This is a genomic window from Gordonia sp. IEGM753, from assembly GCF_050321825.1.
Taxonomy (GTDB): domain Bacteria; phylum Pseudomonadota; class Gammaproteobacteria; order Pseudomonadales; family Pseudomonadaceae; genus Aquipseudomonas.
In genome coordinates, this window is record NZ_JBNQGB010000001.1 from 1,229,416 (window position 1) to 1,252,946 (window position 23,531).

A 23,531-nucleotide genomic window follows, 5' to 3' on the forward strand; every position below is an offset into this window, starting at 1 on the left:
ATGACTGAAGTTTTCGATCCAAGCGCGTTTCTGTCGACAGTCAGTGGTCGCCCCGGTGTGTATCGCATGTTCGACATCGATGCGCGGCTGCTTTACGTCGGCAAGGCCAAGAATCTCAAGAGTCGCCTGTCCAGTTACTTTCGCAAAACCGGCCTGGCCCCCAAGACCGCTGCGCTGGTGGCGCGGATTGCCCAGGTCGAAACAACGATTACGGCCAATGAAACCGAAGCCTTGTTGCTTGAGCAGACGCTGATCAAGGAATGGCGTCCGCCGTACAACATCCTGATGCGCGACGATAAGTCCTATCCGTATGTGTTTCTCTCCGACGGCGAGTTTCCGCGTTTAAGCATCCATCGCGGCGCGAAGAAGGCCAAGGGCAAGTATTTTGGTCCTTATCCCAGCGCTGGCGCGATCCGTGAAAGCCTGAGCCTGTTGCAAAAAACCTTTTTCGTGCGCCAGTGCGAAGACAGCTACTACAAGAATCGCACCCGGCCTTGCCTGCAATACCAGATCAAACGTTGCAAGGCACCTTGTGTGGGGCTGGTCGAGCCCGAAGTCTATGCCGAAGACGTTCGTCACTCGGTGATGTTCCTCGAGGGGCGCAGCAATGCGCTGACAGATGAATTGTCGACCGGCATGGAAGAAGCGGCGATCAACCTCGAGTTTGAACGTGCTGCTGAACTGCGTGACCAGATCTCGCTGTTGCGCCGGGTACAAGACCAGCAAAGCATGGAGGGCGGTACGGGCGATGTCGACGTGATCGCAGCCTTCGTCAATCCGGGCGGTGCCTGTGTTCATCTGATCAGTGTGCGTGGCGGTCGAGTGCTGGGCAGCAAGAATTTTTTTCCTCAAGTGGGTATCGACGAAGACGTCTCGGAGGTGATGGCGGCGTTTTTGGGCCACTACTTCATCAGCAGTCCCGAACGCGACCTGCCGAGCGAATTGATCGTCAACGTGGTTCATGAAGATTTCCCGACGCTGATCGCAGCCCTGGAAGAGCTGCGCGGTCGCGAGTTAAGCATCAGCCATCGGGTTCGTGGTACGCGAGCGCGCTGGCAACAATTGGCGGTGACCAATGCCGAACAAGCGCTGAGCGCTCGCCTGGCTAACCGTCAACACGTTGCGGCACGTTTCGATGCCTTGGCAGAGGTGCTCAAGCTTGACGAGCCACCACAGCGCCTCGAGTGCTACGACATCAGTCACTCCAGCGGCGAAGCCACCGTCGCGTCGTGCGTGGTGTTCGGCCCTGAAGGCCCGATCAAGTCCGATTATCGTCGCTACAACATCGAAGGCGTCACCCCGGGCGATGATTACGCCGCAATGCACCAGGCCTTGACCCGACGCTTCAGCAAGCTTAAGGACGGGGAGGGCAAACTGCCGGACATCTTATTGGTGGACGGTGGTAAAGGTCAGTTGTCCATGGCGCGTGATGTGCTTAACGAATTGGCGGTACCCGACCTCATTTTGCTCGGGGTGGCCAAAGGTGCAACGCGCAAGGCCGGTTTCGAAACCTTGTACCTCAACGACGCCGCCCATGAATTCACCTTGCGCGGCGATTCCCCCGCGCTGCATTTGATTCAGCAAATCCGTGACGAAGCTCACCGTTTTGCAATTACCGGGCACCGCGCGCGTCGTGGCAAAACCCGCCGCACGTCGACCCTTGAAGGTGTTGCCGGGGTAGGCCCTACTCGCCGCCGCGATTTGTTGAAACATTTTGGTGGATTGCAGGAGCTGTCTCGTGCCAGCATCGAAGAGATCGCCAAAGCACCCGGGATCAGTAAAAAGCTCGCAGAGTTGATTTATGCAAATCTGCACAGCGAGTAGAATGCCTTTTCACCTCGTAGCCAGTTGTGCCGATGAATATCCCTAATCTGATTACCGTTCTACGCGTCCTGCTCATTCCGATCTTCATTTTACTGTTCTACCTGCCGTATCAGTGGAGCTACATGGCTTCCGCTTCGGTGTTCGCCTTTGCCGCCGCCACGGACTGGCTGGATGGTTACCTGGCGCGCCGCCTGGAACAAAGCACGCCATTCGGGGCATTCCTTGACCCCGTTGCCGACAAGTTGATGGTGGCGGTCGCGCTTGTGTTGCTGGTGCAAGAACACGGCAACCTGTGGCTCACGCTACCGGCCGCCGTGATCATCGGTCGCGAGATTGTCGTTTCGGCATTGCGCGAGTGGATGGCCGAACTCGGTGCGCGTGCGCACGTCGCCGTATCCAACCTGGGTAAGTGGAAAACTGCAGCACAGATGCTGGCATTGGTGATTTTGCTGGCCAATCCGTCAGACTTCACTTTCTGGGTATTGGTGGGTTATGCCTTGTTGCTGATCTCGGCGGGCCTGACGTTGTGGTCGATGGTCCAGTACTTGCGGGCAGCGTGGCCGCATCTGAAGACCGACGTTGAAAAGAAATAAAACTTTTTTGAATCAAGGGGTTGACGGGGCATCTGGATTCTATAGAATGCGCCACACCAAGACGCGGGAATAGCTCAGTTGGTAGAGCACGACCTTGCCAAGGTCGGGGTCGCGAGTTCGAGTCTCGTTTCCCGCTCCAAGTTTGTACGCATTTGTTGTTGTGCTACTGACAGCAAATGTTTGAGGCCGAGTAGCAAAATGGTTATGCAGTGGATTGCAAATCCACCTACGCCGGTTCGATTCCGACCTCGGCCTCCACTATAAACAAGCTCCGTAGATCTATGATTTACGGAGCTTTTTTATTGCAGTCTGACTGCAAGATTTAGTCTTCAAAAACAGGTTTGCGATCTTGCTTCATGGGGGAGGGATGTATATATTTCCACCTCTGCTGAACAAGGCAGACAGCAACAACGCGCTACCGCCCGAATGGCGAAATTGGTAGACGCATGGGACTTAAAATCCCCCGCTCGTAAGGGCGTGCCGGTTCGATTCCGGCTTCGGGCACCAATCTAAAACAAGGGTTTGCGGGCGAAAGCTGATGCAAGCCCTTGTTTGTTTCTGGCTTACTCGTTCTAGTTAAGCCGCCGTAGTTAGTCATCATCATGGACGATTCGCCCCCGGGCAGGATCGCTCATTGCGTCGCTTCGTCCCGTTGAGTACCTCAATCTCACATTGATTTGGACGAAGACGCCCATGAAACAGCGCGAGTCTCTCCTAAGCACCCACCATGGCCTGCAAGTTTGGCCTGCTCGATAATTGTTTTCAGTAGATGACAAATCGGTGAAATCGGAGGGATTTCGCGCTATTGAAGCGGGCTAAATAATTCAATTGATGCGGTTGGTGCGGGTCAGCGGGAATCGCCGGCAGCTGCGTTCTAGATCATCTGCCGGCGATTTAACTGCGATCAGCTTAAACGAACGGTTGGCCGGTAAAGCCGCGGGGCAGTCTTTGCAAACCGGCTATGGCGGTGAGCCGTTCAACCCAGGCTGCGCGCCAGTCATTGGCGGTATGCGTGACTTTAGCTTTGCGCGCGGCCCGGCGCGCTGCGTTGCGCTGGTCTTTGCGTGCATCTTTGAAAGCATCGGTATTGCGGCAGCTTCGGCACTTCACGCGGGTCAGTTCAGTCGTTGAAACCAGGCTTTTACCCTTGTGACCGCAGGCAAGGTGCCCGCTGACTTTAAAGTGAGTAACCATCAGACGTCTCCTGTTTGACGTGTAAGGTTTTGACCTTTACATGGCGCGGACGTTCGCTAAGGGTGCGTGTGGCAAAAAAAAAGCCCGCATGCGGGCGGGCTAAGGGATTCATCTAAGGAGTGGGTCCACAGTAGGGCGCGGCTTGTGAATGTCTTGTGAAAGGTATGTCGCAAAAAAGAAAACCAGCGCATCGGGCTGGTTTCGGAATGTGACGACAATCAGTCAGGCAAGGACGCGCCCGGCGACGGTGATGCCGCCGATCATGCGTCCTGGATCGGGCCTTACCTGCAATCGATTTATCTGAACCGTGGCAACGGCCGATCAAGCGGCTTTAGCGCGGACAGACTGTTGCGGATCAGGGGAGTGTCCTTCTCGATATCGTTCAGTCGGTCACGGATTCTGAGGGCGGTGGGGTGTCCGCCTTGATGATCGACCCAGTCAGCGATTTCCTTGCACGCCGCCGCCAAACGAGCCTGGCGCGAATCGAGCAGAGTGAGCAGCGTGGTGATGGACTCTTTTTCGGACATGAAACACCTCCGTTGAAGAACCTGGCAGATTGCAGCAAAAAGCCCGCGAGGAGCGAGCTTTCTGCCGTTGGGGTTGCTGTTCCTTCAGCTTTTTCAGTATAGACCCGGACTTCAGCCTTGTCGGGCCGTGACGCTGGAGCGGGCGTTGAGTTGTTGGCAGGCCCGCTGGGCGTCCTCTTCCTGATCGTAGCCGTCACCGATAAAGCCACGTGTGCGGGTATCGGCAATGCGATACCACACGGCGGCATCGGGCGGCTGATGACTGACTTCTCCGGCTCGGCGGCCATGGATAATGATTTTGTTGCAACGCTTCACGACAAAAATGTCTTCCATGGCGCCACCGCAGCAGTTTCTTATTCAGAACAACTATAGAAGCCATTTGCAATCGTGCAAAAAATAGACAGCCCGGTTCGTCGGTTGAGCTCCGGATCAACTCGTTACAGGCTGTAAATGCCAGCCAGAGGGCTGCCACTTCAGCGTGTGTGTCGGTGCCAGTGCGTGCAGGAAGTGCTGATCGTGAGAAGCAACGACGATGGCACCCGGGAAACCGCGCAGCGCTGTTTCGAGTGCCTCCACCGATTCGAGGTCGAGGTGATGGGTGGGTTCATCGAGCAGTAACAACTGCGCGGGTGTTCGCCGCCACAGCGCAACGGCGACGGCTGCTTTCAGACGCTCGCCGCCACTGAGCAAACCGCAAGGTTGGGTCACGCGATGCGCGTTCAGTTGCAACTGGGCCAATTGGCTGCGCAAAGCGCCTTCGCTCAGGGGTGTATCGAGAAGGCCCAGTTGTTCGATAACGCTGCAATCATCGTCGAGTAAAGCGAGTTGCTGATCGAGGAAAGCACTGGGTATGTGTGTGATGCAGCGGCCGCTGGCGGGAGAAACCATGCCGGCGAGCATGCGCAACAGGGTTGATTTACCGCAGCCGTTGGGGCCGCTAACGGCTATCCGCACCGGTCCTGCCATGGAAAGGTTTAGCCGGTCCGATTGCCAGGGAAGTTGTGCGTTAATCAGCGTCAGCACCTGTCGTGTCGCGGGTATTCGCGTCCCTGGCAACGTCATCAGCACCGGTTGCTCGCTCAGCATGTTGGCGCCGGCTTCTCGAACCTGCGCATCAAGTGTGCATTTGCGGGTTTGATGCGCTTGCTGGATTGGGCCCATGGCATCCATCGCGGCACTTTTCATTTTTGAGCGTTCGAAACCGGAAACATTGGCTGATTCGGCTTTTTTACGGGCGTTGGCTGCACGTCTCTGCACGCAATCGTGCTCACGCTGAAGCCTGTTTCGCTCGCGCTTACGCTCGATTCTGGCCTGATCATGCACCGCTAACGCAGCGTCTCGATCAATTTTACGCTGCGCCTGAAAAGCCTCGTAGTGACCGCCGTATATTTTTGGGCCGTGGGCTGTCAGTTCGACAATACGCTGCACGCTGTTCAGCAATTGGCGGTCATGGCTGACCACGATCAAACCGTCGCGCCACTGTGCGAGGTTGCTCATCAGCCATTGACGACCTTCGGTGTCGAGATGATTGGTCGGCTCGTCCAGCACCAAAAGCTGTGCTCGGCCAAGAAACGCGCCGATCAATGCGATACGCGCTCGTTGCCCGCCACTCAATGTGTCAGTCAACGTGTGCGGCCCAATATTCAATAGCCCAGCCTGATCCAGGTGCGAGCGCAGTTGGGTGTCCAGGTCCCAGCGATCATCCACGACCTCAAAGTCCTCGGCGCGAGCGCTGCCAAGATTGATCCGCGCCAATGCGTGCAAGGCCTGATCCGTCCCGGTTGCCTGTGCAACGGTCTGGTCAGGACTGGTGGAAAAGATTTGTGGGACATAAGCCACTTTCGCCTGCACGACCACCGAACCGGAGGTAGGTTGCAGTCGCCCGGCGATCAAACGTGCAAGCACGCTTTTGCCGACGCCATTGCGGCCCACGATAGCGGTGTGAAAGCGATCAAAGTGCAGGTTCAGTGAATCGAAAAGTGTCTCGCCGTTGGCGAATTGAAAGCCAATCTGGTTCAAGGAGACGAGTGCACGCAGACGCGTGACGTGAGTCATCGGCACCTCCGGAAAATGTCGAAAAGCCTAACAAGCGCCGCTGGCGGGCTTGTCACGAAAACATTTTTGGAAGGCTTAGTTATTCACGTCGAAGGGCGTCCGCAGGGAAAGTGGTCGATAGCCTACAAGCTGTGAGGGCATTATGGCAAGTTCGGGGATTGCGCTGCCTGCACCATTTTTTCCAGGTACATCGCCAATCCGACTTCTTCGACCCTCAGCCCTTTGCGCACCCTCGGGCGCGGCAATTGCGCCAATGTTCCCAGTAGAAAACCTTCCAGCACGGCTGGGTGGATGTAGCACTTGCGGCAGACGGCTGGGGTATTGCCCAGCTGTTTGGCGACGTCTTTTACCATTGCCACCACGTGCCGCTTTGCATCCGATTCTGGCTCCCATTGCAGTTCGCGCAACACCGACAATGCCAATGCGCTCCCCGCCCAGGTGCGGTAATCCTTGGCAGTGAAATCGGCGCCGGTCAGGGTTTGCAGGTAGGCATTCACGTCGGAGGAACTGACGGTGTGCCGCTCACCGTTTTCATCGAGGTACTGAAACAGATTTTGCCCGGGAATTTCCAGGCACTGTTTGATGATGCGTGCCAAGCGTCGATCTTTGACCGTTATCTGGTGTTCGACGCCGCTTTTGCCACGGAACTGGAACAGGATTGCACTGCCATTGACCTCAACGTGGCGGCTGCGCAGGGTGGTCAGGCCGTACGAACGATTATCCCGCGCATACTGGGTGTTGCCGACCCGAATCAGCGTTGCATCAAGCAAGGTAATGACGGTGGCCATGACTTTATCGCGGCTGAAACCCGGTGCCGACAGCAGCGTTTCCAGTTGCTTGCGCAACTTGGGCAGGGCCAGTCCGAAGTCCCGCAGGCGCGAATATTTATCGGCATCGCGCACTTCGCGCCAACGCGCGTGATAACGGTACTGTTTACGACCTCGCGCATCGCGGCCGGTCGCTTGCAAGTGGCCACGCGGGTCGGCGCAGATCCACACATCGGTGTAGGCCGGCGGAACGGCGAGGGCGTTGATACGTTTGATCTCATCCGGGTCGGTGATCCGCTGGCCTGTCGGGTCGAAGTAATTGAACTTGCCCCGCAGTTTTTTTCGGCTTATTCCGGGTGCAGTGTCATCGACGTAATGCAGGTCGGGCGGTAGCACGTCGGGCAGGGCAGTGTCGGGCATGGCGGTAGTCCTTGGCGGGGTAATCAGGGCCGTTACAGCCATTGACCGCGCGCCGTTGCAGACGTGCCAGCGGATTTACGCGAGCACCGCTACCGCTTTGATTTGCGCCCACAGTTGCTGGCCCGCATGCACGCCCAACTGGTCTCTCGAGTAACGGGTGATCCGTGCCAGCAGCGGCGTGCCGGCAGCATCCAGGCGAACCAGCACATGAGCGATATTGTCTGCGCCCATCTCGCTGATAACCGTCACCGGTAACCGATTGAGGATGCTGCTGTGATCGCTGCTTTGCAGGCTCAGGCTGACGTCCCTTGCCTGAACCTTGAAGCGCAATGGCTGACCCGCGTCCATCGACGTGTGCGCCACGCGAATGTTCAGGCTCGTGTCGGGCAGTTGCAGGGTCAGCAATTGATAGTTGGCGTCATACGCACTGACACGGCCCTCGATCACCACGCCTGCGTCGTCACCCAGCGCCAGCGGCAGGTCCAACCGGGCCAAGGTTTCGCCGATGGGCCCACTCGCCAGAGCCTTGCCGTCGCTGAGCAGGACAATGTGATCGGCCAGTCGCGCGACTTCATCCTGGGAATGGCTGACGTACAGCACCGGGATGTCCAGTTCATCGTGCAAGCGTTGCAGGTAGGGCAGGATTTCACTTTTGCGGCGAGCATCCAGCGCCGCCAGTGGCTCGTCCATCAGCAACAGTTTGGGACTGGTGAGCAGGGCGCGGGCGATGCCGATGCGCTGGCGTTCGCCACCTGACAATTTTTCCGGGTGGCGATCGAGCAGGTGACCGATTCCCAGCAGTTCGGTGGCATGAGCCATGTCGACTCGACGCGCCTGGCGCGCAATGCGCTTGAGACCGAACTCCAGATTGGCCAGCACCGACAAGTGCGGAAACAGGCTGGCCTCCTGGAACACGTAACCCAGCGCACGTTGGTGCGGTGCGACAAAAATCTTGCGGTCGCTGTCCTGCCACACCTCATCATTGATTTGAACAAAACCCTGCTCGGCCTTTTCCAGGCCGGCGATACAACGCAGGCAGGTGGTTTTTCCCGAGCCGGAGTGCCCATAAAGCGCAGTGACGCCGCGCCCCGGCAGTTCCAGGTCTACATCCAGCGCGAACCCTGGATAGGTCAGTTTCAGGCGCGTGTGTATCATCGATCAGCTCCAGCCCGCTTTGGTTTTGCGGCTGGAGTACAACGCCAGCAACACGGCAAAAGAGAACACTAGCATGGCGCCGGACAGCCAATGCGCCTGGGCGTATTCCATGGCCTCGACGTGATCGTAAATCTGCACGGAGACCACGCGGGTTTTGTCGGGAATATTGCCGCCAATCATCAGCACCACGCCAAATTCACCCACCGTGTGGGCGAAGCCAAGAATCGCAGCGGTGATAAAACCGGGCCGTGCGAGCGGCAGGATCACGCTGAAGAATGTGTCCCAGGGATTGGCGCGTAACGTTGCGGCCACTTCCAGTGGGCGGATGCCTATGGCGGAAAAAGCGTTTTGCAGTGGCTGGACCACAAACGGCATCGAGTAAAGCACCGAACCGATGACCAATCCTGCAAAACTGAAAGTGAGGGTGCCCAGCCCCAGCGATTGGGTGAACTGACCGATGAACCCGTGAGGGCCAAGCGCCAGCAACAGGTAAAAACCAATCACGGTCGGGGGCAGCACCAAGGGCAGGGCGACAATCGCCCCGACCGGGCCGCGCAACCAGGAGCGGGTGCGCGAAAGCCATAATGCAATCGGAGTGCCGATCACCAGCAAAATAACCGTCGTCAGGGACGCGAGTTTCAGGGTCAGCCAGATAGCGGCAAAATCGGCACTCGATAACATCATTTAGAGCTGATAACCGTAGGACTTGATGACAGCCGCTGCTTTTGGACCTTTGAGGTAGTCAACCAGTGCTTTGGCAGCCGGGTTGTCCTTGCCTTTGTTGAGGATCACAGCGTCTTGTTTGATGGCGTCGTGCATCTCGGCCGGAACAATCCACGCCGAACCGCTGGTCACTTTGCCGTCCTTGTAGATCTGCGACAACGCCACGAAACCGAGTTCTGCGTTGCCGGTGGACACGAATTGATAGGCTTGGGTGATGTTTTGCCCTTCGACGATTTTGTCTTTGACCTTATCGGTCAGGCCCAGTTTTGCCAGGACTTGAGTGGCAGCCAGACCATACGGGGCAGCTTTAGGGTTCGCGATGGACAAGTGCTGGTATTGGTTCTTTTTCAGCACATCGCCTTTGGCATCGACGTAGCCGTCCTTGGCCGACCACAGGGCCAGCGTGCCAATGGCGTAGGTGAAGCGCGAACCTTTGACGGTATCGCCTTCGGCTTCAAGTTTTTGCGGGGTGGTGTCATCTGCCGAGAGGAACACTTCGAACGGCGCACCGTTTTTGATCTGGGTATAGAACTGGCCAGTCGCGCCGTAGGAAGCGACCAGTTTATGCCCGGTGTCTTTTTCGAAATCGGCGGCTATTGCCTGGATCGGTGCGGTGAAGTTGGCGGCCACGGCGACCGAGACTTCATCTGCCTGAGCAGAACCGAAGGCGAATACGGCGAGAAGACTGGCCAGGCAAGTAGGGGCAAAACGTGAGGCGCGAATAATCATGAAACGGCTCCGTAATAGGCAAAACAACGAGGGGGTGAACGCTATATAGCGGAATATATAGCGAATTGCCTGCAAACGGAACTTATTGGAACAGATTGTATACAACCCGGCGAGTTTTAGCGGCGATTCAGTCGCTCCAACCCTTCTTGCCCGAGACGTCGGGTCAATTCAGCGGTGGTCAATTCGACGCCCAACGGGAACGCCTGTCCAGCCCACAGGTTGCTGAACTGCGTCTCTGCTTGTGCTCGCAAGGGCATCAACGCGCCCCCCGCCAACGGAAACGCCGGCGCTTTTAAGCTCATGGGTCCCAGTTCGCGCATCACCCGGTTCAGAATTCCCCGCGCCGGGCGCCCGGTGAAAATGTTGGTCAGTGCGGTTTGGCCTTCATTCGCGGTGCGCAATGCCTTGTGATGCGACGCGCTGATGTTGGCTTCCGGGGTGAACAGGTAGGCCGTACCTACTTGCACCGCTGAAGCGCCAAGCATGAACGCTGCCGCAACACCGCGTGCGTCGCTGATGCCGCCCGCTGCAATGACCGGTACTTTTACCGCATCGACGATTTGTGGGACCAAGGCAAACGTACCGACCTGGCTGCTGAGATCGTCGCTGAGGAACATCCCGCGATGGCCTCCGGCTTCACAACCCATCGCGATGATCGCGTCACAACCGCGCTGCTCAAGCCAGAGGGCTTCCTCGACGGTGGTCGCGGATGACAAGACCTTTGCCCCGGTCGCTTTGACTCGATCCAGCAGCGATTTTTCCGGCAGGCCGAAGTGAAAACTCACCACGGCAGGACGCGATTCTTCCAGCACTTCACACGCGGCGTTGTCGAACGGAGCGCGATTGGACACCGGCGTTGGCGCATCGAAGTCGACACCCAGTTCGCGATAGTAAGGCTGCAGCAGGTTTTTCCAGTCACGGGCGCGTTGCTCATCGGCGGCGGGAGACTGATGGCAGAAGAAGTTGACGTTGAAAGGACGCTGGCTGTGTTGGCGGATTGTTTTCAGTTCTTCGCGTAGCTGCTCCGTGGTCAGCATTGCGGCTGGCATCGAGCCCAGGCCACCGGCGTTGCTTGCCGCAATCACCATTGCGGTCCCCGTTGCACCCGCCATTGGCGCCTGGATGATGGGCAGCTCGATACCGAGCAGGTCAATGATGCGGGTGTCTGGCCATGCGCTCATTTACAGGTTCTCCAACGTCAAGTGTGCAGCGCGTTTTGTACCAGCATTGCTTGCAGTTAGGCCAGTCGCGTTTTTACCCGTGCCAGGTTTTCAGCGGCGATGAAAACCACCACCACCACCGCCGTTGAAGGAGCGGTTCATGGCCTGGGAAGATCGCTGATAGTTGTTGTAGCGCTCATTGCCCAGGGAGCGCGCGGATGATTCACGATTCAGATTCTGCACCTGGTTGGTATTGACGGGGGCGGTGCGAGTAGCACCACCCTTGACCATGGATTGCCAGCCATCATCGGTTTTTTTGTAAACGTTCCCGTCATGCCCGGCATAAACATTGTCGCCCACTTTGGCGGCGCTGCTGTTACGCCCGCGAACTCCACTGACAGTGGTGGTGTTGCCGGTATTGGGGTTGTAAACGGCGCCACGTCCGGCAGTAACCTGAGTGCCATTACGGGCATTGCCAGCGGTGATTTGTTGACCGGCAATAGCCCCACCATTAGGGCCTACCGCGACGCCGCTGCGACCTGCGGCGTAGTTGCCGGTGTAGGCGTTGTGAACCGCACCGCGCTGGCCTGCTGCGGCGACTCCGGTGCGCGAGTTGTAGGACGCGCCAACCTGGCCTGCCCAGTGATTGCCGGTCCAGGCGTTGTAACCGCCGCCGTAGCGACTGACGGAGGCGCGGTCGCCCCACTGGCGATAAATGTTGCCGGTGGTGCCGGCCCAGCCGCCGGGTCCCCAGGCGACGGCACCGCCGTGATAACCGTAAGCTGCGCCGCCCCAAGGCAGTGGTGCCGGATACAGGCGAGGTCCCCAGGCGTAACCCCATCCGTAATTGCCCCACCACGGGTAAGCGCCCCAGCCCCAGCCCATGGCGGCGGTGCTGCCACCCCAACTCCAACCGAAGCCGAAGCCAAACGTCCAGCCCGTCCATGGCGTGTAGCGAATGGCTACGCCGAAACCGTACGTTACCGGCGGGCCGTACCACACGCTGCCGACCCACGGCGTGTACGGATAGCCGGTGCCGTACACCACCACGCCGGTATTGGGGTCAATGGTCGAACCCTGATACCCCGGCGTGTACCCCACGACCACGGTGTCGCCTTTGGTTTCGTAGATTTTCACGTAGGTGAGGTAGTGCATGGGTGAGCTGGGCGGAATCGAATAAATGACTGCGGGCACCGACGTAGCGACCGCCCACGGCCCCTTGACCGACGTTGCTGTGAACCAGATGCCATTCTCAACCGCGTACCAGCTATTGGTGTCGACCCTGATGATCGGTGTCGCGCTGTTCACCACGTACTGCAGCGGGGTGTCGTTGATTGCCTTGAGCTGCGGTTCGCCGTCGAACTGCGGCGCAGTCATTTTCACCTGGCTTTTTTTAATGGCTGAGGTTTGCGGGATTGTTGCTGCAATCGCCGCTTCCCTGGCCTGCGGCGTTCCGGCTACGGAGGCTTTCACGTTTTCCTTGGTGCTGTCATCGGGAATGTTGGCGAAATCTGCCGGCAGTTTGTCAGCCGGAGCAAAGGTCCAGGGCCCGTTCATGTCCGACGCACTGAACCAGCGACCGGAAATCAATACGTAACTGTCCTGATCACCGATTTCCTTGAAGATATGCCCGGTGGTATTGGTGACATACAGCAATTGAGTGCCCTGAATCGGCTGCCATTGCGGCGCGCCGTCAGTGACGATCAGCTCGGTGGGGACTGTGGCGATATGGATTTGCGGAGTCGGTGGTGTGGCCAGGGTTGGTTTTTTGTCCTTTGGATCGCTTTGGCCGGTCAGCAGGTCGACCTGGCGACTCTGGATCGCGGCTTTTTTGGCTGTTTCAAGATCAGCGGATGGCGATGGCAGCGGCGCATAAGTCCCGTTCAACTGATCCGCCACCATCCAGCCATCGAACACATGCAGGTAATGTTTGCCTTGTTCATCTTTGAGCAGTAGCGGGCGGGTGTTGATCACCCGCTGCAGCGCAGTGCCCTCGACGGGGCGATAGGCCGGCTCACCATCGATGTACACCAGCAAGGCCGGCACATCCGAAGTGATGATCGTGGGGGGCTTGTTTTCAATGGGCGCGCTGTCGGACTTTTGTTCGGCGGCCATTACCCCGACTGCGGCTTCGAGTTGGTCCAGCGAAATGGTTTTTTTACGGTTGGCCGCGTCTTTCTGCAAAGCGGCAACCCAGGTTTTGGACTGCGCCGCGCTGGACGGAAAATCAGCTTTGATCAGTGTGTACTGATCGAGCATTACCCAGCGCGTGGCTTTGTCCACCAGCGTGTGGGCGCTGAATTGCACGATGCCATAAGTGGATTTTCCGTCGGCCCCGGTTGCTTCTACAGCGGCTCGCGCCTGAAGGGTGTAACCGTCCCAACTGTCGAGTTGCGGTTGATAGATCGTCAGTTTGGTGTCGCCGCTGGTCAACACCTGCGGCCAGGTGGGGCTGGCAGCAGCCTGAGCCTGTGTCGCCGCTGGCGTTTTTGCCGGTGCAGCGTGTGCGCCGGTAAACATGAGCAGACATGACATCATCAAAGCCATAAACGAACGTAGGTGAAACATTGTCTGCTCCCTGTGCAGGACCGGTTCCAAGCGCTTTTCAGGTCTGAGGAAAAAAGCATAGTTGGCGGTGATGGAAATGCCCGCTGTTTTGCTTGCTGGCTTAAAGTCCAGTACGGCAGGATCCTGCGCTGTGTTATTTCAACTGCACCACACCTGATTGATTTCACGAGGAGGCGATGATGTTCAAAGGCATCTTGATCGACAAAGATCAAAACGGTTACCGCGCGACACTGCAGGAAATTGAAGACAATCAACTGCCCGAAGGCGACGTGACGGTGCGGGTGGCCTACAGCACGTTGAACTTCAAGGATGGCCTGGCGATTACGGGCAGCAGTCCGGTCGTACGCAAATTTCCGATGGTGCCGGGGATCGATCTGGCAGGCACCGTCGAAACCAGTGAGCACCCAAACTACAAGGCTGGCGATCAGGTGTTGCTCAACGGTTGGGGTGTGGGTGAGGCGCATTGGGGAGGGTTGGCGCAAAAAGCGCGCGTGAACGGTGACTGGCTTATAGCGTTGCCCAAGCAGTTTACTGCGGCCCAGGCGATGGCAATTGGCACGGCGGGTTACACCGCGATGCTTAGCATCCTGGCGCTGGAACACAACGGTGTGACGCCCGATCAAGGCGACATTCTGGTCACGGGCGCCAATGGTGGCGTCGGCAGTTTTGCCATTGCTTTACTGAGCAAGCTTGGCTTTAAGGTCGTGGCGTCGACGGGCCGCACCGCCGAGCACGATTACCTGAAAAAACTGGGCGCGAGTGAAATCATCGACCGCGCCACATTGTCCGAACCGGGCAAGCCTCTGGCCAAGGAACGCTGGGCTGCGGTGATTGATTCGGTCGGCAGTCACACGCTCGCCAATGCCTGCGCCAGCACCCAAGCCAACGGCACTGTGGCAGCCTGCGGTCTGGCTCAGGGCATGGACTTTCCGGCTTCGGTTGCGCCGTTCATCTTGCGTGGCGTGACCCTCGCCGGGATCAACAGTGTTACCCAGCCGACAGCACGTCGTGTGCTGGCGTGGAATCGTCTGGCCAGTGACCTGGATTTCGCCTTGTTGCCGTTGATCAGCACCGAGATTGGTTTGAGTGAAGCCATCGCAGCTGCACCGCGGTTGCTGGCTGGCCAGTTACGTGGGCGGGTCGTGGTCGACGTGAACCGCTGATTACTGCGTTTCCCGTTCAAGCAACTGCCGTTTGCGTTCCACTCCCCAGCGGTAACCCGACAGGTTGCCGTCGCTGCGCACCACTCGGTGGCACGGAATCGCTACCGCCAGATTGTTCGCTGCGCAGGCTTGCGCCACGGCGCGAAAGGCTTTCGGCGAACCAATCTGGTGTGCGATTTCGGTGTAGCTGGCGGTGCTGCCGACCGGAATATCGCGCAGCGCCTGCCAGACGCGTTCTTGAAACGCGGTGCCCCGTACGTCCAGTGGCAGGTTAAGGCCAATGGCCGGGGTTTCGATAAAACCGACCACTTTGGCGATCAATTGCTCGAAATCATGATCGGCGCCGATCAGGTTGGCACGGCGAAATGTGTCCTGCAGATCGCAGACCAATTGATGCGGGTCATCGCCCAGCAGGATCGCGCACACACCGCGCTCGCTTTGAGCCACCAATATGGCCCCCAGTGAACACTGGCCGACTGCAAATCGGATGTCGTTGTTCTGGCCCGCTGCGCGGTAGTCGCCTGGCTTCATACCCAGCAGATTATCCGAGACTTCATAGAAACGGCTGTTGGAATTGAAACCGGCGTCATACAGCGCGGCGGTCACCGAACCGCCCTGTGCGAGGTGCTCGCGTAGCTTGCGGGAGCGGCGGGCGGTGGCGTAACCCTTGGGCGTGAGTCCGGTAACCGTTTTGAATACTCGATGAAAGTGATAACTGCTGAGACCGGCCGCGTCTGCGAGTTCACTCAGTGCCGGCAGGTCATCGGCAGCTTCGATCTGCCGGCAAGCGGCGGCAACGATAGCGGCATGTTGTGCGGCCAGTTCGCTTTGATCCTTCGCTGCGCGTTTGCTGGGGCGGTAACCGGCGGCTTGCGCTTGCTCAGCAGTGTCGAAGAACTCTACATTCTGTGGCTTTGGCAAGCGCGCATGGCTACTCGGGCGGCAATAGATGCCGGTGGTTTTCACCGCGTACACAAATTGCCCATCGGCCCGGGAGTCGCGCGCAACCACCGAGGCCCAACGAGGATCGTTCTCGACGGCGATTTTTATTGAATGAGGCGTCATGGTTTCAACTCCGTTGACCTGTTTCATTCAGATTAATCAGCCGGCTACAGCCTGGCACTCCGGTGCTTGCGGTTGAACTCGAGCGTTCATCCTGCCGTACGAAAGGTGAAGTTGATCCGTTGGCTGCCCATCCGCGCGTGTTCGCCATCCTTGATCGGCAACACGCCGTGGTAGCGCAAGCGATCAACACCGCCCCACACCACAATATCGCCATGCGCGAGCGGCACGCGCTGACTTTTATCGCTGCGCTCAAAGCCGCCAAACAGGAATATCGCCGGTAAACCCAGCGACACGGAAACGATGGGCGCAGCGTAGGAACCTTCGTCCTTGTCCTGGTGCAATGACATCTTGGCACCTGGGACGTAACGGTTGATCAGGCAGGAATCAGGCACAAAGTCGTCGAATCCCGCCTCGCGTGCCGCCGCTTGAGCCAGCTCGAAGAATACCTGGGGCATCGCCGGCCAGGGCTTGTCGGTTTGCGGGTCATGGCGGGTGTAACGATAACCACGGCGATCGGTGGTCCAGCCCAATGTGCCGCAACTGCTCAAGGCCACCGACATGGTAAAACCGCCGGGTGTGACCATCTGCCGAAACGGGGCGGCACCCAGTACGGCCTGCAATGCAGGCAGCAGCTGATCGAGCAGTGGTAGGGCGAAGCCTCTCAGCACGAAGGATTGTTCGCCAAGTTGTTCGCGCCGGGCTTGCTGCTCGGGCGGCGCATCGGCAAACAGATCCAGGGTGAAGGGGCCGCCCATTGCGTTACAGCGCTTTGCTGACGCTGATGTCGCTGATGACGTCTTCGCTTTGGCCATGTATCGCGTCCAGCGCAGTTCTGGCTTCTGCTTCAGTGCCGTTTTCAAGCTGCGCGAATTCGAAACGGCGTTCGCCGTTGAGCTTGTATTTGATGACGTATTTGGTTGTTTGAGCCACGGTCATTCCTGTTTGTCCTGGTATGAGGCCATTTCTCAGCTGAGTTTAGTGCTGGAGCGGCGGACGATCTTGATCGAGTGCGTCAGTGTCGGCTTACGCGTCACGCTGATGGCTTTGCGGCTGACCATGTCGATGGTGATGTTCCAGAAACCCGTGCTGGGTGCAGTAATCCGCGCCGGGAAGGTGTCGAAAGCACCACCGTGATAGGTGTGACGGCCGCCGTTCTTGAAACTGCGGAAGTTGGCGTCGTTCATCAAGCGAATGTTGCAGGTTTGCGAGCATTGGATGACGACGATGTCGTCTTCGTTGAGGTGCTCGCGCTGGTGAATAAATTTCATGAGGCGCCTCCAGAAGGGCTTTTTCTACAAAATCAAAACGATAGCAAGTCGATTGGCGCAGTTTATCAGCCCGAACAGGTTATTATCCGGTCGTAACGGCCCGGTTTGACAATTAAAAACAGATATTCGGAATTCCATGAGCGATAAACGTAGCGCGCCTCGGAGAAAAACAGCATTTGTGCTGTCGGAGGGTCTTTATCGGAGGTTTTTTATGAAGTGGGGTGTGTGGTTCCTGCCATTGGCATTGGCGGTCGGTGGTTGTGCCAGTGTTGAAGAAATCAATGAGACGTTGCCTACCATGAATGTGATTTCAGGCAAGAAGCCCCATGAGTATGCGCAGTGCCTGACCGAAAAACTCGCCAGTAGCCGTGGCGCCTTGCAAGTCCAGCCGCACAAGGACGGCATGCGGGTCATCGTGCCGCAGAAGTTTTACTCGGGCCCGGCCGCCGTTTTCGATATTGAAGATCGCTCCGGCGGCAGCAGCATCAAGCTGCATGAGCGTATTTCCAATGTTCCATTGCGCCCGCGCGATGTGCGTGATGCCGCCACGGCGTGCATTTCCGGCTGATAGACTAATAGCAGTCAGCACCGATGCCGCCAAAGCAATGCTTTGGCGGCATTGTCATTTCTGGAGTGGAGCATGAAGCGAGAGCAAGTACGGGAGCGGCATGCAGAGGGGCTTATTGCGGCCACCCATGTGATTCAGAACCCGGCAAATCCTGGGGAATGGATCGTTTTTTTCAAGAAGAGCGCCGGGCGTAGCTATTTTCTGGTGGATGACAACGATGAAGTGGAGTCCTTCGGTCGTTTGGACGACTTGATCGAGACCGTACGCGGCCTCGGGATCAAATTCGCCGAAATTCACATGTAGGGCAGGGCGCCTTACTTGCAGACCACCACTACGCTGCGGTTTTTGTAATTGCCGACATCAACGCCCAGGGTTTTGTCGCTTTCCTTGGGCGATGGCGTGCCATCGGTGCCAACGATCCGATAGCCGGTACCGGCACACGAGGCATCGGCTTTTTCGTAGCACGTGGCCCAGGAGTTGGCTTCGCCGGAACAGTCGATGGTCAGACCCTTTTCGCCGTTGTTGAGGTAGGTTGTTTCGGAAGTGGCGCAGCCACTCAGGGCCAATATCGCAAGCAGTGGCAAAAATTTATTCATGTGGTTGTCGTCGTCAGGATGATGGGGCTAAACCTGTGACAGCGCGGGAGTCAAAAGGTTATAGCGAATGGCCACGCCCTGCAGGTAATCACAAAAAAACCCTGCGCGAGGCAGGGCTTGGTCATGGTATTCAGGTTCAGATCAAGTCTTGTCTTTGCCGCGGCGTTTAACGGTTGGGTGTTCCAGCTGCAATACGGATGCCACTTCAATCGCCAGCGCTTCGGTCGGGAACGGCCCGGCGATGTTCTCGCCGCCAGTGTTGTCTACCCACCACTGGCCGTCTTTCGCCTGATTGATCAAAAATCCGTTGACGCTTTTTGCTTCCGACATCATCTGCCTCGTTGGCTGGTTCAATTGCTCAATGATAGCGCCAAATGCCCCCGGAAGGTGCCGATGGGGTATGGTGGTTCGGTTAAATCGACGGTGCAGGTCCGGTGAACTCTGCTATCCCTGTTAAAGCCTTTGGAACTATCCGTGAGAATATTTCTCTATGTTGGCATCGGTTAGCCAGTGCGGGGCATTGTAAGGTGCACGCCGCCTGATTAGACTGCGCCGAAACTCGAACACACAGCCCTTTCAAGGACTTTTATGATCAAGAAATGCTTGTTCCCAGCAGCCGGTTACGGTACTCGCTTCCTGCCAGCGACTAAAGCCATGCCCAAAGAAATGCTGCCGGTGGTGAACAAGCCACTGATCCAGTACGGCGTCGAAGAAGCTCTGGACGCTGGTTTGACTGAAATCTCGATCGTTACCGGTCGCGGCAAACGCGCCCTGGAAGACCACTTCGACATCAGCTACGAGCTGGAAAACCAGATCAAGGGCACCGACAAAGAGAAATACCTGGTCGGTATCCGCAAGCTGCTAGACAACTGCTCCTTCTCCTATACCCGTCAAACCGAAATGAAAGGCTTGGGGCACGCGATTCTGACCGGTCGTCCGCTGATCGGTGACGAACCGTTCGCCGTGGTGCTGGCGGATGACTTGTGCGTCAACCTCGACGGTGACGGCGTTCTGACCCAGATGGTCAAGCTGTACAAGCAGTTCCGTTGCTCGATCGTTGCGATCCAGGAAGTCGATCCGCAAGAAACTCACAAGTACGGCGTGATTGCCGGCGAGATGATTCGCGACGACATTTACCGTGTGCACAGCATGGTCGAGAAGCCAAAGCCTGAAGATGCACCGTCCAACCTCGCCATCATCGGTCGTTACATCCTGACCCCGGACATCTTCGACCTGATCGAACAAACCGAGCCAGGCAAGGGCGGCGAAATCCAGATCACCGACGCCCTGATGAAGCAGGCCCAGAACGGTTGTGTAATGGCCTACAAGTTCAAGGGTCGTCGTTTCGACTGCGGCGGTGCTGAGGGCTACATCGACGCTACCAACTTCTGCTTCGAAAACTTCTACAAGACTGGCAAGGCTTACTGATAGCGTTTGCCCCAGTCGATTTGAAAGCCACCTCCGGGTGGCTTTTTCGTTTGTGCGCCCCCCAATTAACGTGCAGCGCTTGCCCAACGGACGTCTGCGGGTATGCTGTTGGCCTGCCGAGGAGATTTGAAATGGCCTATGATTTTGACCTTTATGTGATTGGCGCCGGTTCTGGCGGTGTGCGGGCCGCGCGGTTTGCCGCTGGCTTTGGCGCAAAAGTGGCAGTGGCCGAAAGCCGTTACCTGGGCGGTACTTGCGTGAACGTCGGCTGCGTGCCGAAAAAACTGCTGGTCTATGGGGCCCACTTTGCCGAAGACTTTGAGCAGTCGTCCGGTTTTGGCTGGACGCTTGGCGAAGCCAAATTCGATTGGGCGACATTGATCGCCAACAAGGATCGCGAGATCAATCGCCTGAATGGCATTTATCGCAATCTGCTGGTCAACAGCGGCGTGACCTTGCATGAAGGTCACGCGAAAATTGTCGACCCGCATACGGTCGAGATCAATGGCGAGCGTCACACCGCCAAAAATATCCTGATTGCCACCGGTGGCTGGCCGCAGATCCCGGAGGTGCCAGGTCACGAGCATGCGATCAGCTCCAATCAGGCGTTTTTCTTAAAAGAGCTGCCCAAACGCGTTCTGGTGGTGGGCGGCGGTTATATCGCGGTTGAATTCGCCGGGATCTTCCATGGCTTGGGCGCTGAAACTACGCTGCTGTATCGCGGTGACCTGTTCCTGCGCGGCTTCGATGGCGCAGTGCGCAAGCATCTGCAGGAAGAGTTGACCAAGCGTGGGATGAACCTGCAATTCAATGCCGACATCGAGCGCATCGAGAAACTGGCGGACGGCAGCCTGAAAGCAACCCTCAAGGATGGCCGTCAGCTGGAAGCAGATTGCGTGTTCTACGCCACCGGCCGGCGTCCGATGCTGGACAATCTGGGGCTGGAAAATACCGACGTCAAACTCGACGCAAAAGGCTTTGTCGAAGTTGATGAGCAGTATCAGACGGCGCAACCGTCGATATTGGCGTTAGGCGATGTGATCGGGCGTGTGCAACTGACGCCGGTGGCGCTGGCTGAGGGCATGGCGATAGCGCGTCGCTTGTTCAAGCCTGAGCAATACCGTCCGGTGGATTACAAAATGATCCCGACCGCGGTTTTCAGTTTGCCCAACATCGGCACCGTCGGCCTGACCGAAGAAGAGGCGCGCGATGCCGGGCATGAGGTGGTGATCTATGAAAGCCGCTTCCGCCCGATGAAGCTGACCCTGACCGATTGCCAGGAGCGCACGCTGATGAAACTGGTGGTGGATGCCAAAACCGACAAGGTGCTGGGTTGCCACATGGTCGGCCCGGACGCGGGTGAGATCGTTCAGGGCCTGGCGATTGCGTTGAAGGCCGGCGCGACCAAGCGCGACTTCGACGAAACCATCGGCGTGCACCCGACAGCCGCCGAAGAGTTCGTCACCATGCGTACGCCAGTCGCCGGCTAATCGGCCTTCGCTGCGCCTGGCGCTGATGCAATGACAGCGGCCAGGCGCACGTTTTCCTCCAGGCTCGCCTGAGTCTTCAGTAAATCAATCTCCAGTGTCTTGTTTGCCTGGGACAGTTCCTCGACGGTCTGTTCCAGCGACTTGCTCTCCAGCAGCGCTGTGCGCAGCCGTTCCTGAAGAAGTGTGCGCTCGCTGTCGATGCGGTTGACCTGTTCCAGTAGCTGATCCTGTCGGCTGTGGGTCTGCTTGAGCTGTTCGTGGGTAAGGTTCAGCTCGCGCAGCGTGCCTCGGTTCTCTGTCAGTAAACGTTCGTTGTCACGGTGCAGTTGGGTGATCTCATCCTGGCGCACCAGTGCGCTTTGCTGTGCCTGGCGCAATTCCATCTGCACCTGCTGCACCTGGCCTTCGTGGCGCCGTTGCTCTTGCTCGCGCTGCTCTTTGACAGCGTTGCGGTAATGCTCGAGTGCATCGCGTGCGTGCAGGTGTTTTTCTTCAAGGGAGCGGATCTGCTCGTCCTTGTCTTTCAAGCGTAATTGGAAGTCGGCCAGCGCCTGGTTCAACCCGGCGTTGCGGGTTTGTTCGGTCTGCAACATCGACAGAGTGTTGTGCAGTGCCTCGGATTCCTGGGTCAGGGCGAGTGTCTGAATTTCGTATTGCTGCTGCAATTCGCTGTGGTTGTCTTGCGCCTCCTTCAATTGCTGTTCCAGCGCTTTTCGTTGCTGATCAAACTGCGTGCGTGCCTGATCTATAGGCTCCTGAGCCTGCTCCTTGAGGCGTTGAGCGAGGCGTGAAACCAATCCGGCCAATTCGTCATCAATCGGCTCGGAGGAGGGCGCAACCGCTTCGACGCCCTCGTCCAGCTCCTTCAAATACCGATGAATCGTTGTTTTCGAGCCGGTATTGCCCATCTCGATCCGTACCGCATCAATGCTCGGGTGTTCGCCGCGAGCAAGAATCGCTTTGCGCGCTGTTTGAACCACTGCTTTGTTAATGCCACCGCGAGCCATGTGTTCTCCTACGATTTCGTACTGTGGTACATACCACTAAAGTACACAATGTACCACGCTACAATAAAAGTTAAAATACGTGAGGTATTAAGGCGGGATATACTGGTATTACCCCATGTGATAGGCGCCATGGCGAGATGTCGCCCGCCAACGCAGTACGCCTTTCGAGACCTGAGCCCATGACCGAGCTGGACCGTTACCTGCAAGCCGCCACTCGCGATAACACGCGTCGCAGCTATCGTGCGGCCATTGAACATTTTGAAGTGAGCTGGGGCGGCTTTCTGCCGGCGACGGCCGACAGCGTTGCGCGGTATCTGGTAGCGCACGCCGGAGTGTTATCGATCAATACGTTGAAGTTGCGCTTGTCGGCGCTGGCCCAGTGGCACAGCAGCCAGGGTTTTGCCGACCCCACCAAAGCGCCCGTGGTGCGCAAAGTGTTCAAGGGTATTCGGGCGTTGCACCCGGCTCAGGAAAAACAGGCCGAACCGTTACAGCTTCAGCACCTGGAGCAAGTGGTGGCTTGGCTTGCGCAAGAGGCAAGCGCCGCGCAGGCACAGCATGATCAGCCTGCACTGTTGCGAGCCAGGCGTGACACCGCACTGATTTTGTTGGGCTTCTGGCGTGGCTTTCGCAGTGATGAGTTGTGCCGTGTGCAGATCGAACACGTGCAAGCCACCGAGGGTTCGGGGATTACGGTTTTCCTGCCGCGAACCAAAAGTGACCGCGACAACCTCGGTCACACCTACCAGACACCGGCGTTGCAGCGCTTGTGCCCGGTGCAGGCGTACATCAACTGGATTCGTGAGGCCGAGCTGGTGCGGGGGCCGGTATTTCGGGGCATTGATCGCTGGGGTAATTTGAGCGATGAGGGCCTGCACGCCAATAGCGTGATCCCATTGTTGCGCCAAGCGCTTGGGCGCGCGGGGATTGCCGCTGAGCACTACACCAGTCACTCGTTGCGGCGCGGCTTTGCGACGTGGGCGCATCAAAGCGGTTGGGACCTCAAATCACTGATGAGTTATGTCGGCTGGAAGGACATGAAGTCCGCCATGCGCTACATCGACGCCAATCCCTTCCTCGGTATGGCGCGCCTCGCCGAAAAACCGCTAGCGCCCTAAATCATCTTTTCTTCTATTAATACTGTCGCCTAATAGCGAAAACCAATCGCAAGCATCAGGTTTGCCAATGAGTCATCGGGCGATTGGATAGGTAGTATTCATTCCATCAACTT

General features: G+C 57.6%; 25 protein-coding genes and 3 tRNA genes. 11 read left to right on the forward strand and 17 right to left on the reverse strand.

Annotated elements, in window-relative coordinates:
- From uvrC to ACQR3R_RS05710, 5 genes are all read left to right on the forward strand, one after another.
- A complete protein-coding gene (gene uvrC, locus ACQR3R_RS05690) occupies positions 1–1,824 on the forward strand; it encodes an excinuclease ABC subunit UvrC (RefSeq protein ID WP_428271038.1) in 1,824 nt (607 codons plus the stop codon).
- A 32-nt stretch (positions 1,825–1,856) separates the two neighbouring features.
- Positions 1,857–2,417: a CDP-diacylglycerol--glycerol-3-phosphate 3-phosphatidyltransferase gene (gene pgsA, locus ACQR3R_RS05695; protein WP_428271039.1), complete on the forward strand. Its 561-nt coding sequence runs from the start codon at positions 1,857–1,859 to the stop codon at positions 2,415–2,417.
- A gap of 63 nt (positions 2,418–2,480) precedes the next feature.
- Positions 2,481–2,556 (forward strand) — tRNA-Gly (locus ACQR3R_RS05700).
- Between the two features lie 45 nt (positions 2,557–2,601).
- A tRNA-Cys gene (locus ACQR3R_RS05705) sits at positions 2,602–2,675 on the forward strand.
- 162 nt (positions 2,676–2,837) lie between these two features.
- A tRNA-Leu gene (locus tag ACQR3R_RS05710) sits at positions 2,838–2,924 on the forward strand.
- Positions 2,925–3,326: 402 nt separating this feature from the next.
- Here ACQR3R_RS05710 and ACQR3R_RS05715 read toward each other — a convergent pair.
- The 10 genes from ACQR3R_RS05715 to ACQR3R_RS05760 form a co-directional block, all read right to left on the reverse strand.
- On the reverse strand, positions 3,327–3,611 hold the full coding sequence (locus tag ACQR3R_RS05715) for a hypothetical protein (protein WP_428271040.1): 285 nt from the start codon (positions 3,609–3,611) through the stop codon (positions 3,327–3,329).
- Positions 3,612–3,907: 296 nt separating this feature from the next.
- A complete protein-coding gene (locus ACQR3R_RS05720; protein ID WP_428271041.1) occupies positions 3,908–4,138 on the reverse strand; it encodes a hypothetical protein in 231 nt (76 codons plus the stop codon).
- A 111-nt stretch (positions 4,139–4,249) separates the two neighbouring features.
- Positions 4,250–4,471, reverse strand: a complete 222-nt coding sequence (locus ACQR3R_RS05725; protein ID WP_428271042.1) for a hypothetical protein — start codon at positions 4,469–4,471, stop codon at positions 4,250–4,252.
- Between the two features lie 96 nt (positions 4,472–4,567).
- The gene (locus ACQR3R_RS05730; protein WP_428271043.1) at positions 4,568–6,193 is read right to left on the reverse strand and encodes an ATP-binding cassette domain-containing protein; all 1,626 of its coding nucleotides are present in this window, start codon (positions 6,191–6,193) and stop codon (positions 4,568–4,570) included.
- Positions 6,194–6,333: 140 nt separating this feature from the next.
- Positions 6,334–7,380 carry a DNA topoisomerase IB gene (locus ACQR3R_RS05735; RefSeq protein WP_428271044.1) on the reverse strand — a complete coding sequence of 349 codons (1,047 nt, stop codon included), beginning with the start codon at positions 7,378–7,380 and terminating at the stop codon, positions 6,334–6,336.
- Between the two features lie 75 nt (positions 7,381–7,455).
- Positions 7,456–8,535, reverse strand: a complete 1,080-nt coding sequence (gene modC, locus ACQR3R_RS05740; protein ID WP_428271045.1) for a molybdenum ABC transporter ATP-binding protein — start codon at positions 8,533–8,535, stop codon at positions 7,456–7,458.
- 3 nt (positions 8,536–8,538) lie between these two features.
- Positions 8,539–9,219, reverse strand: a complete 681-nt coding sequence (modB, locus tag ACQR3R_RS05745) for a molybdate ABC transporter permease subunit (RefSeq protein ID WP_428271046.1) — start codon at positions 9,217–9,219, stop codon at positions 8,539–8,541.
- A complete protein-coding gene (modA, locus tag ACQR3R_RS05750) occupies positions 9,220–9,987 on the reverse strand; it encodes a molybdate ABC transporter substrate-binding protein (protein WP_428271047.1) in 768 nt (255 codons plus the stop codon). It abuts the gene before it with no gap.
- Between the two features lie 116 nt (positions 9,988–10,103).
- Positions 10,104–11,168, reverse strand: a complete 1,065-nt coding sequence (locus ACQR3R_RS05755) for a DUF561 domain-containing protein (protein WP_428271048.1) — start codon at positions 11,166–11,168, stop codon at positions 10,104–10,106.
- A gap of 90 nt (positions 11,169–11,258) precedes the next feature.
- On the reverse strand, positions 11,259–13,682 hold the full coding sequence (locus ACQR3R_RS05760) for a hypothetical protein (RefSeq protein WP_428271049.1): 2,424 nt from the start codon (positions 13,680–13,682) through the stop codon (positions 11,259–11,261).
- Positions 13,683–13,894: 212 nt separating this feature from the next.
- Between ACQR3R_RS05760 and ACQR3R_RS05765 the strand changes: the two genes are divergently transcribed.
- Positions 13,895–14,878, forward strand: coding sequence for an acrylyl-CoA reductase (NADPH) (locus ACQR3R_RS05765; protein ID WP_428271050.1), 984 nt, complete (start codon positions 13,895–13,897; stop codon positions 14,876–14,878).
- Here the strand turns inward: ACQR3R_RS05765 and ada are convergent, their stop codons facing one another.
- From ada to ACQR3R_RS05785, 4 genes are all read right to left on the reverse strand, one after another.
- On the reverse strand, positions 14,879–15,943 hold the full coding sequence (gene ada / locus ACQR3R_RS05770) for a bifunctional DNA-binding transcriptional regulator/O6-methylguanine-DNA methyltransferase Ada (protein ID WP_428271051.1): 1,065 nt from the start codon (positions 15,941–15,943) through the stop codon (positions 14,879–14,881).
- An 86-nt stretch (positions 15,944–16,029) separates the two neighbouring features.
- Entirely contained in the window at positions 16,030–16,698 is a 669-nt protein-coding gene (alkB, locus tag ACQR3R_RS05775) for a DNA oxidative demethylase AlkB (protein WP_428271052.1), read from the reverse strand.
- A gap of 4 nt (positions 16,699–16,702) precedes the next feature.
- On the reverse strand, positions 16,703–16,873 hold the full coding sequence (locus ACQR3R_RS05780; protein ID WP_428271053.1) for a hypothetical protein: 171 nt from the start codon (positions 16,871–16,873) through the stop codon (positions 16,703–16,705).
- Positions 16,874–16,908: 35 nt separating this feature from the next.
- Positions 16,909–17,211, reverse strand: a complete 303-nt coding sequence (locus ACQR3R_RS05785; protein WP_428271054.1) for a DUF1883 domain-containing protein — start codon at positions 17,209–17,211, stop codon at positions 16,909–16,911.
- 211 nt (positions 17,212–17,422) lie between these two features.
- Here ACQR3R_RS05785 and ACQR3R_RS05790 point away from each other — a divergent pair, with 211 nt between their 5' ends.
- On the forward strand, positions 17,423–17,779 hold the full coding sequence (locus ACQR3R_RS05790; protein WP_428271055.1) for a hypothetical protein: 357 nt from the start codon (positions 17,423–17,425) through the stop codon (positions 17,777–17,779).
- Between the two features lie 72 nt (positions 17,780–17,851).
- A complete protein-coding gene (locus ACQR3R_RS05795; protein WP_428271056.1) occupies positions 17,852–18,082 on the forward strand; it encodes a hypothetical protein in 231 nt (76 codons plus the stop codon).
- Positions 18,083–18,093: 11 nt separating this feature from the next.
- Here the strand turns inward: ACQR3R_RS05795 and ACQR3R_RS05800 are convergent, their stop codons facing one another.
- Both ACQR3R_RS05800 and ACQR3R_RS05805 read right to left on the reverse strand, forming a co-directional pair.
- On the reverse strand, positions 18,094–18,375 hold the full coding sequence (locus tag ACQR3R_RS05800) for a hypothetical protein (protein WP_428271057.1): 282 nt from the start codon (positions 18,373–18,375) through the stop codon (positions 18,094–18,096).
- 141 nt (positions 18,376–18,516) lie between these two features.
- Entirely contained in the window at positions 18,517–18,705 is a 189-nt protein-coding gene (locus tag ACQR3R_RS05805; RefSeq protein WP_428271058.1) for a hypothetical protein, read from the reverse strand.
- Positions 18,706–18,963: 258 nt separating this feature from the next.
- On the opposite strand from ACQR3R_RS05805, the gene galU reads away from it, so the two are divergent.
- Positions 18,964–19,803 (forward strand): UTP--glucose-1-phosphate uridylyltransferase GalU, encoded by an 840-nt coding sequence (gene galU / locus ACQR3R_RS05810; protein ID WP_428271059.1) that lies wholly within the window; start codon positions 18,964–18,966, stop codon positions 19,801–19,803.
- A gap of 131 nt (positions 19,804–19,934) precedes the next feature.
- Positions 19,935–21,293 carry a glutathione-disulfide reductase gene (gene gorA, locus ACQR3R_RS05815; protein WP_428271060.1) on the forward strand — a complete coding sequence of 453 codons (1,359 nt, stop codon included), beginning with the start codon at positions 19,935–19,937 and terminating at the stop codon, positions 21,291–21,293.
- Here gorA and ACQR3R_RS05820 read toward each other — a convergent pair.
- Complete coding sequence (locus ACQR3R_RS05820; protein WP_428271061.1) at positions 21,290–22,300, reverse strand: DNA-binding protein; 1,011 nt, start codon at positions 22,298–22,300, stop codon at positions 21,290–21,292. The two genes, gorA and ACQR3R_RS05820, sit on opposite strands and share 4 nt — an antisense overlap.
- Before the next feature lie 179 nt (positions 22,301–22,479).
- Between ACQR3R_RS05820 and ACQR3R_RS05825 the strand changes: the two genes are divergently transcribed.
- Positions 22,480–23,418 carry a tyrosine-type recombinase/integrase gene (locus ACQR3R_RS05825; RefSeq protein WP_428271062.1) on the forward strand — a complete coding sequence of 313 codons (939 nt, stop codon included), beginning with the start codon at positions 22,480–22,482 and terminating at the stop codon, positions 23,416–23,418.
- The last annotated feature ends 113 nt before the right edge of the window (positions 23,419–23,531 follow it).

What these genes read in the sequence shown, in the direction of transcription:
- uvrC (WP_428271038.1), top strand. Translation starts at nt 1, where the DNA reads ATGACTGAAGTTTTCGATCCAAGCGCGTTTCTGTCGACAGTCAGTGGT.
- pgsA (WP_428271039.1), top strand. Translation starts at nt 1,857, where the DNA reads ATGAATATCCCTAATCTGATTACCGTTCTACGCGTCCTGCTCATTCCG.
- ACQR3R_RS05715 (WP_428271040.1), bottom strand. Translation starts at nt 3,611, where the DNA reads ATGGTTACTCACTTTAAAGTCAGCGGGCACCTTGCCTGCGGTCACAAG.
- ACQR3R_RS05720 (WP_428271041.1), bottom strand. Translation starts at nt 4,138, where the DNA reads ATGTCCGAAAAAGAGTCCATCACCACGCTGCTCACTCTGCTCGATTCG.
- ACQR3R_RS05725 (WP_428271042.1), bottom strand. Translation starts at nt 4,471, where the DNA reads ATGGAAGACATTTTTGTCGTGAAGCGTTGCAACAAAATCATTATCCAT.
- ACQR3R_RS05730 (WP_428271043.1), bottom strand. Translation starts at nt 6,193, where the DNA reads ATGACTCACGTCACGCGTCTGCGTGCACTCGTCTCCTTGAACCAGATT.
- ACQR3R_RS05735 (WP_428271044.1), bottom strand. Translation starts at nt 7,380, where the DNA reads ATGCCCGACACTGCCCTGCCCGACGTGCTACCGCCCGACCTGCATTAC.
- modC (WP_428271045.1), bottom strand. Translation starts at nt 8,535, where the DNA reads ATGATACACACGCGCCTGAAACTGACCTATCCAGGGTTCGCGCTGGAT.
- modB (WP_428271046.1), bottom strand. Translation starts at nt 9,219, where the DNA reads ATGATGTTATCGAGTGCCGATTTTGCCGCTATCTGGCTGACCCTGAAA.
- modA (WP_428271047.1), bottom strand. Translation starts at nt 9,987, where the DNA reads ATGATTATTCGCGCCTCACGTTTTGCCCCTACTTGCCTGGCCAGTCTT.
- ACQR3R_RS05755 (WP_428271048.1), bottom strand. Translation starts at nt 11,168, where the DNA reads ATGAGCGCATGGCCAGACACCCGCATCATTGACCTGCTCGGTATCGAG.
- ACQR3R_RS05760 (WP_428271049.1), bottom strand. Translation starts at nt 13,682, where the DNA reads ATGTCATGTCTGCTCATGTTTACCGGCGCACACGCTGCACCGGCAAAA.
- ACQR3R_RS05765 (WP_428271050.1), top strand. Translation starts at nt 13,895, where the DNA reads ATGTTCAAAGGCATCTTGATCGACAAAGATCAAAACGGTTACCGCGCG.
- ada (WP_428271051.1), bottom strand. Translation starts at nt 15,943, where the DNA reads ATGACGCCTCATTCAATAAAAATCGCCGTCGAGAACGATCCTCGTTGG.
- alkB (WP_428271052.1), bottom strand. Translation starts at nt 16,698, where the DNA reads ATGGGCGGCCCCTTCACCCTGGATCTGTTTGCCGATGCGCCGCCCGAG.
- ACQR3R_RS05785 (WP_428271054.1), bottom strand. Translation starts at nt 17,211, where the DNA reads ATGAAATTTATTCACCAGCGCGAGCACCTCAACGAAGACGACATCGTC.
- ACQR3R_RS05790 (WP_428271055.1), top strand. Translation starts at nt 17,423, where the DNA reads ATGAAGTGGGGTGTGTGGTTCCTGCCATTGGCATTGGCGGTCGGTGGT.
- ACQR3R_RS05795 (WP_428271056.1), top strand. Translation starts at nt 17,852, where the DNA reads ATGAAGCGAGAGCAAGTACGGGAGCGGCATGCAGAGGGGCTTATTGCG.
- ACQR3R_RS05800 (WP_428271057.1), bottom strand. Translation starts at nt 18,375, where the DNA reads ATGAATAAATTTTTGCCACTGCTTGCGATATTGGCCCTGAGTGGCTGC.
- ACQR3R_RS05805 (WP_428271058.1), bottom strand. Translation starts at nt 18,705, where the DNA reads ATGTCGGAAGCAAAAAGCGTCAACGGATTTTTGATCAATCAGGCGAAA.
- galU (WP_428271059.1), top strand. Translation starts at nt 18,964, where the DNA reads ATGATCAAGAAATGCTTGTTCCCAGCAGCCGGTTACGGTACTCGCTTC.
- gorA (WP_428271060.1), top strand. Translation starts at nt 19,935, where the DNA reads ATGGCCTATGATTTTGACCTTTATGTGATTGGCGCCGGTTCTGGCGGT.
- ACQR3R_RS05820 (WP_428271061.1), bottom strand. Translation starts at nt 22,300, where the DNA reads ATGGCTCGCGGTGGCATTAACAAAGCAGTGGTTCAAACAGCGCGCAAA.
- ACQR3R_RS05825 (WP_428271062.1), top strand. Translation starts at nt 22,480, where the DNA reads ATGACCGAGCTGGACCGTTACCTGCAAGCCGCCACTCGCGATAACACG.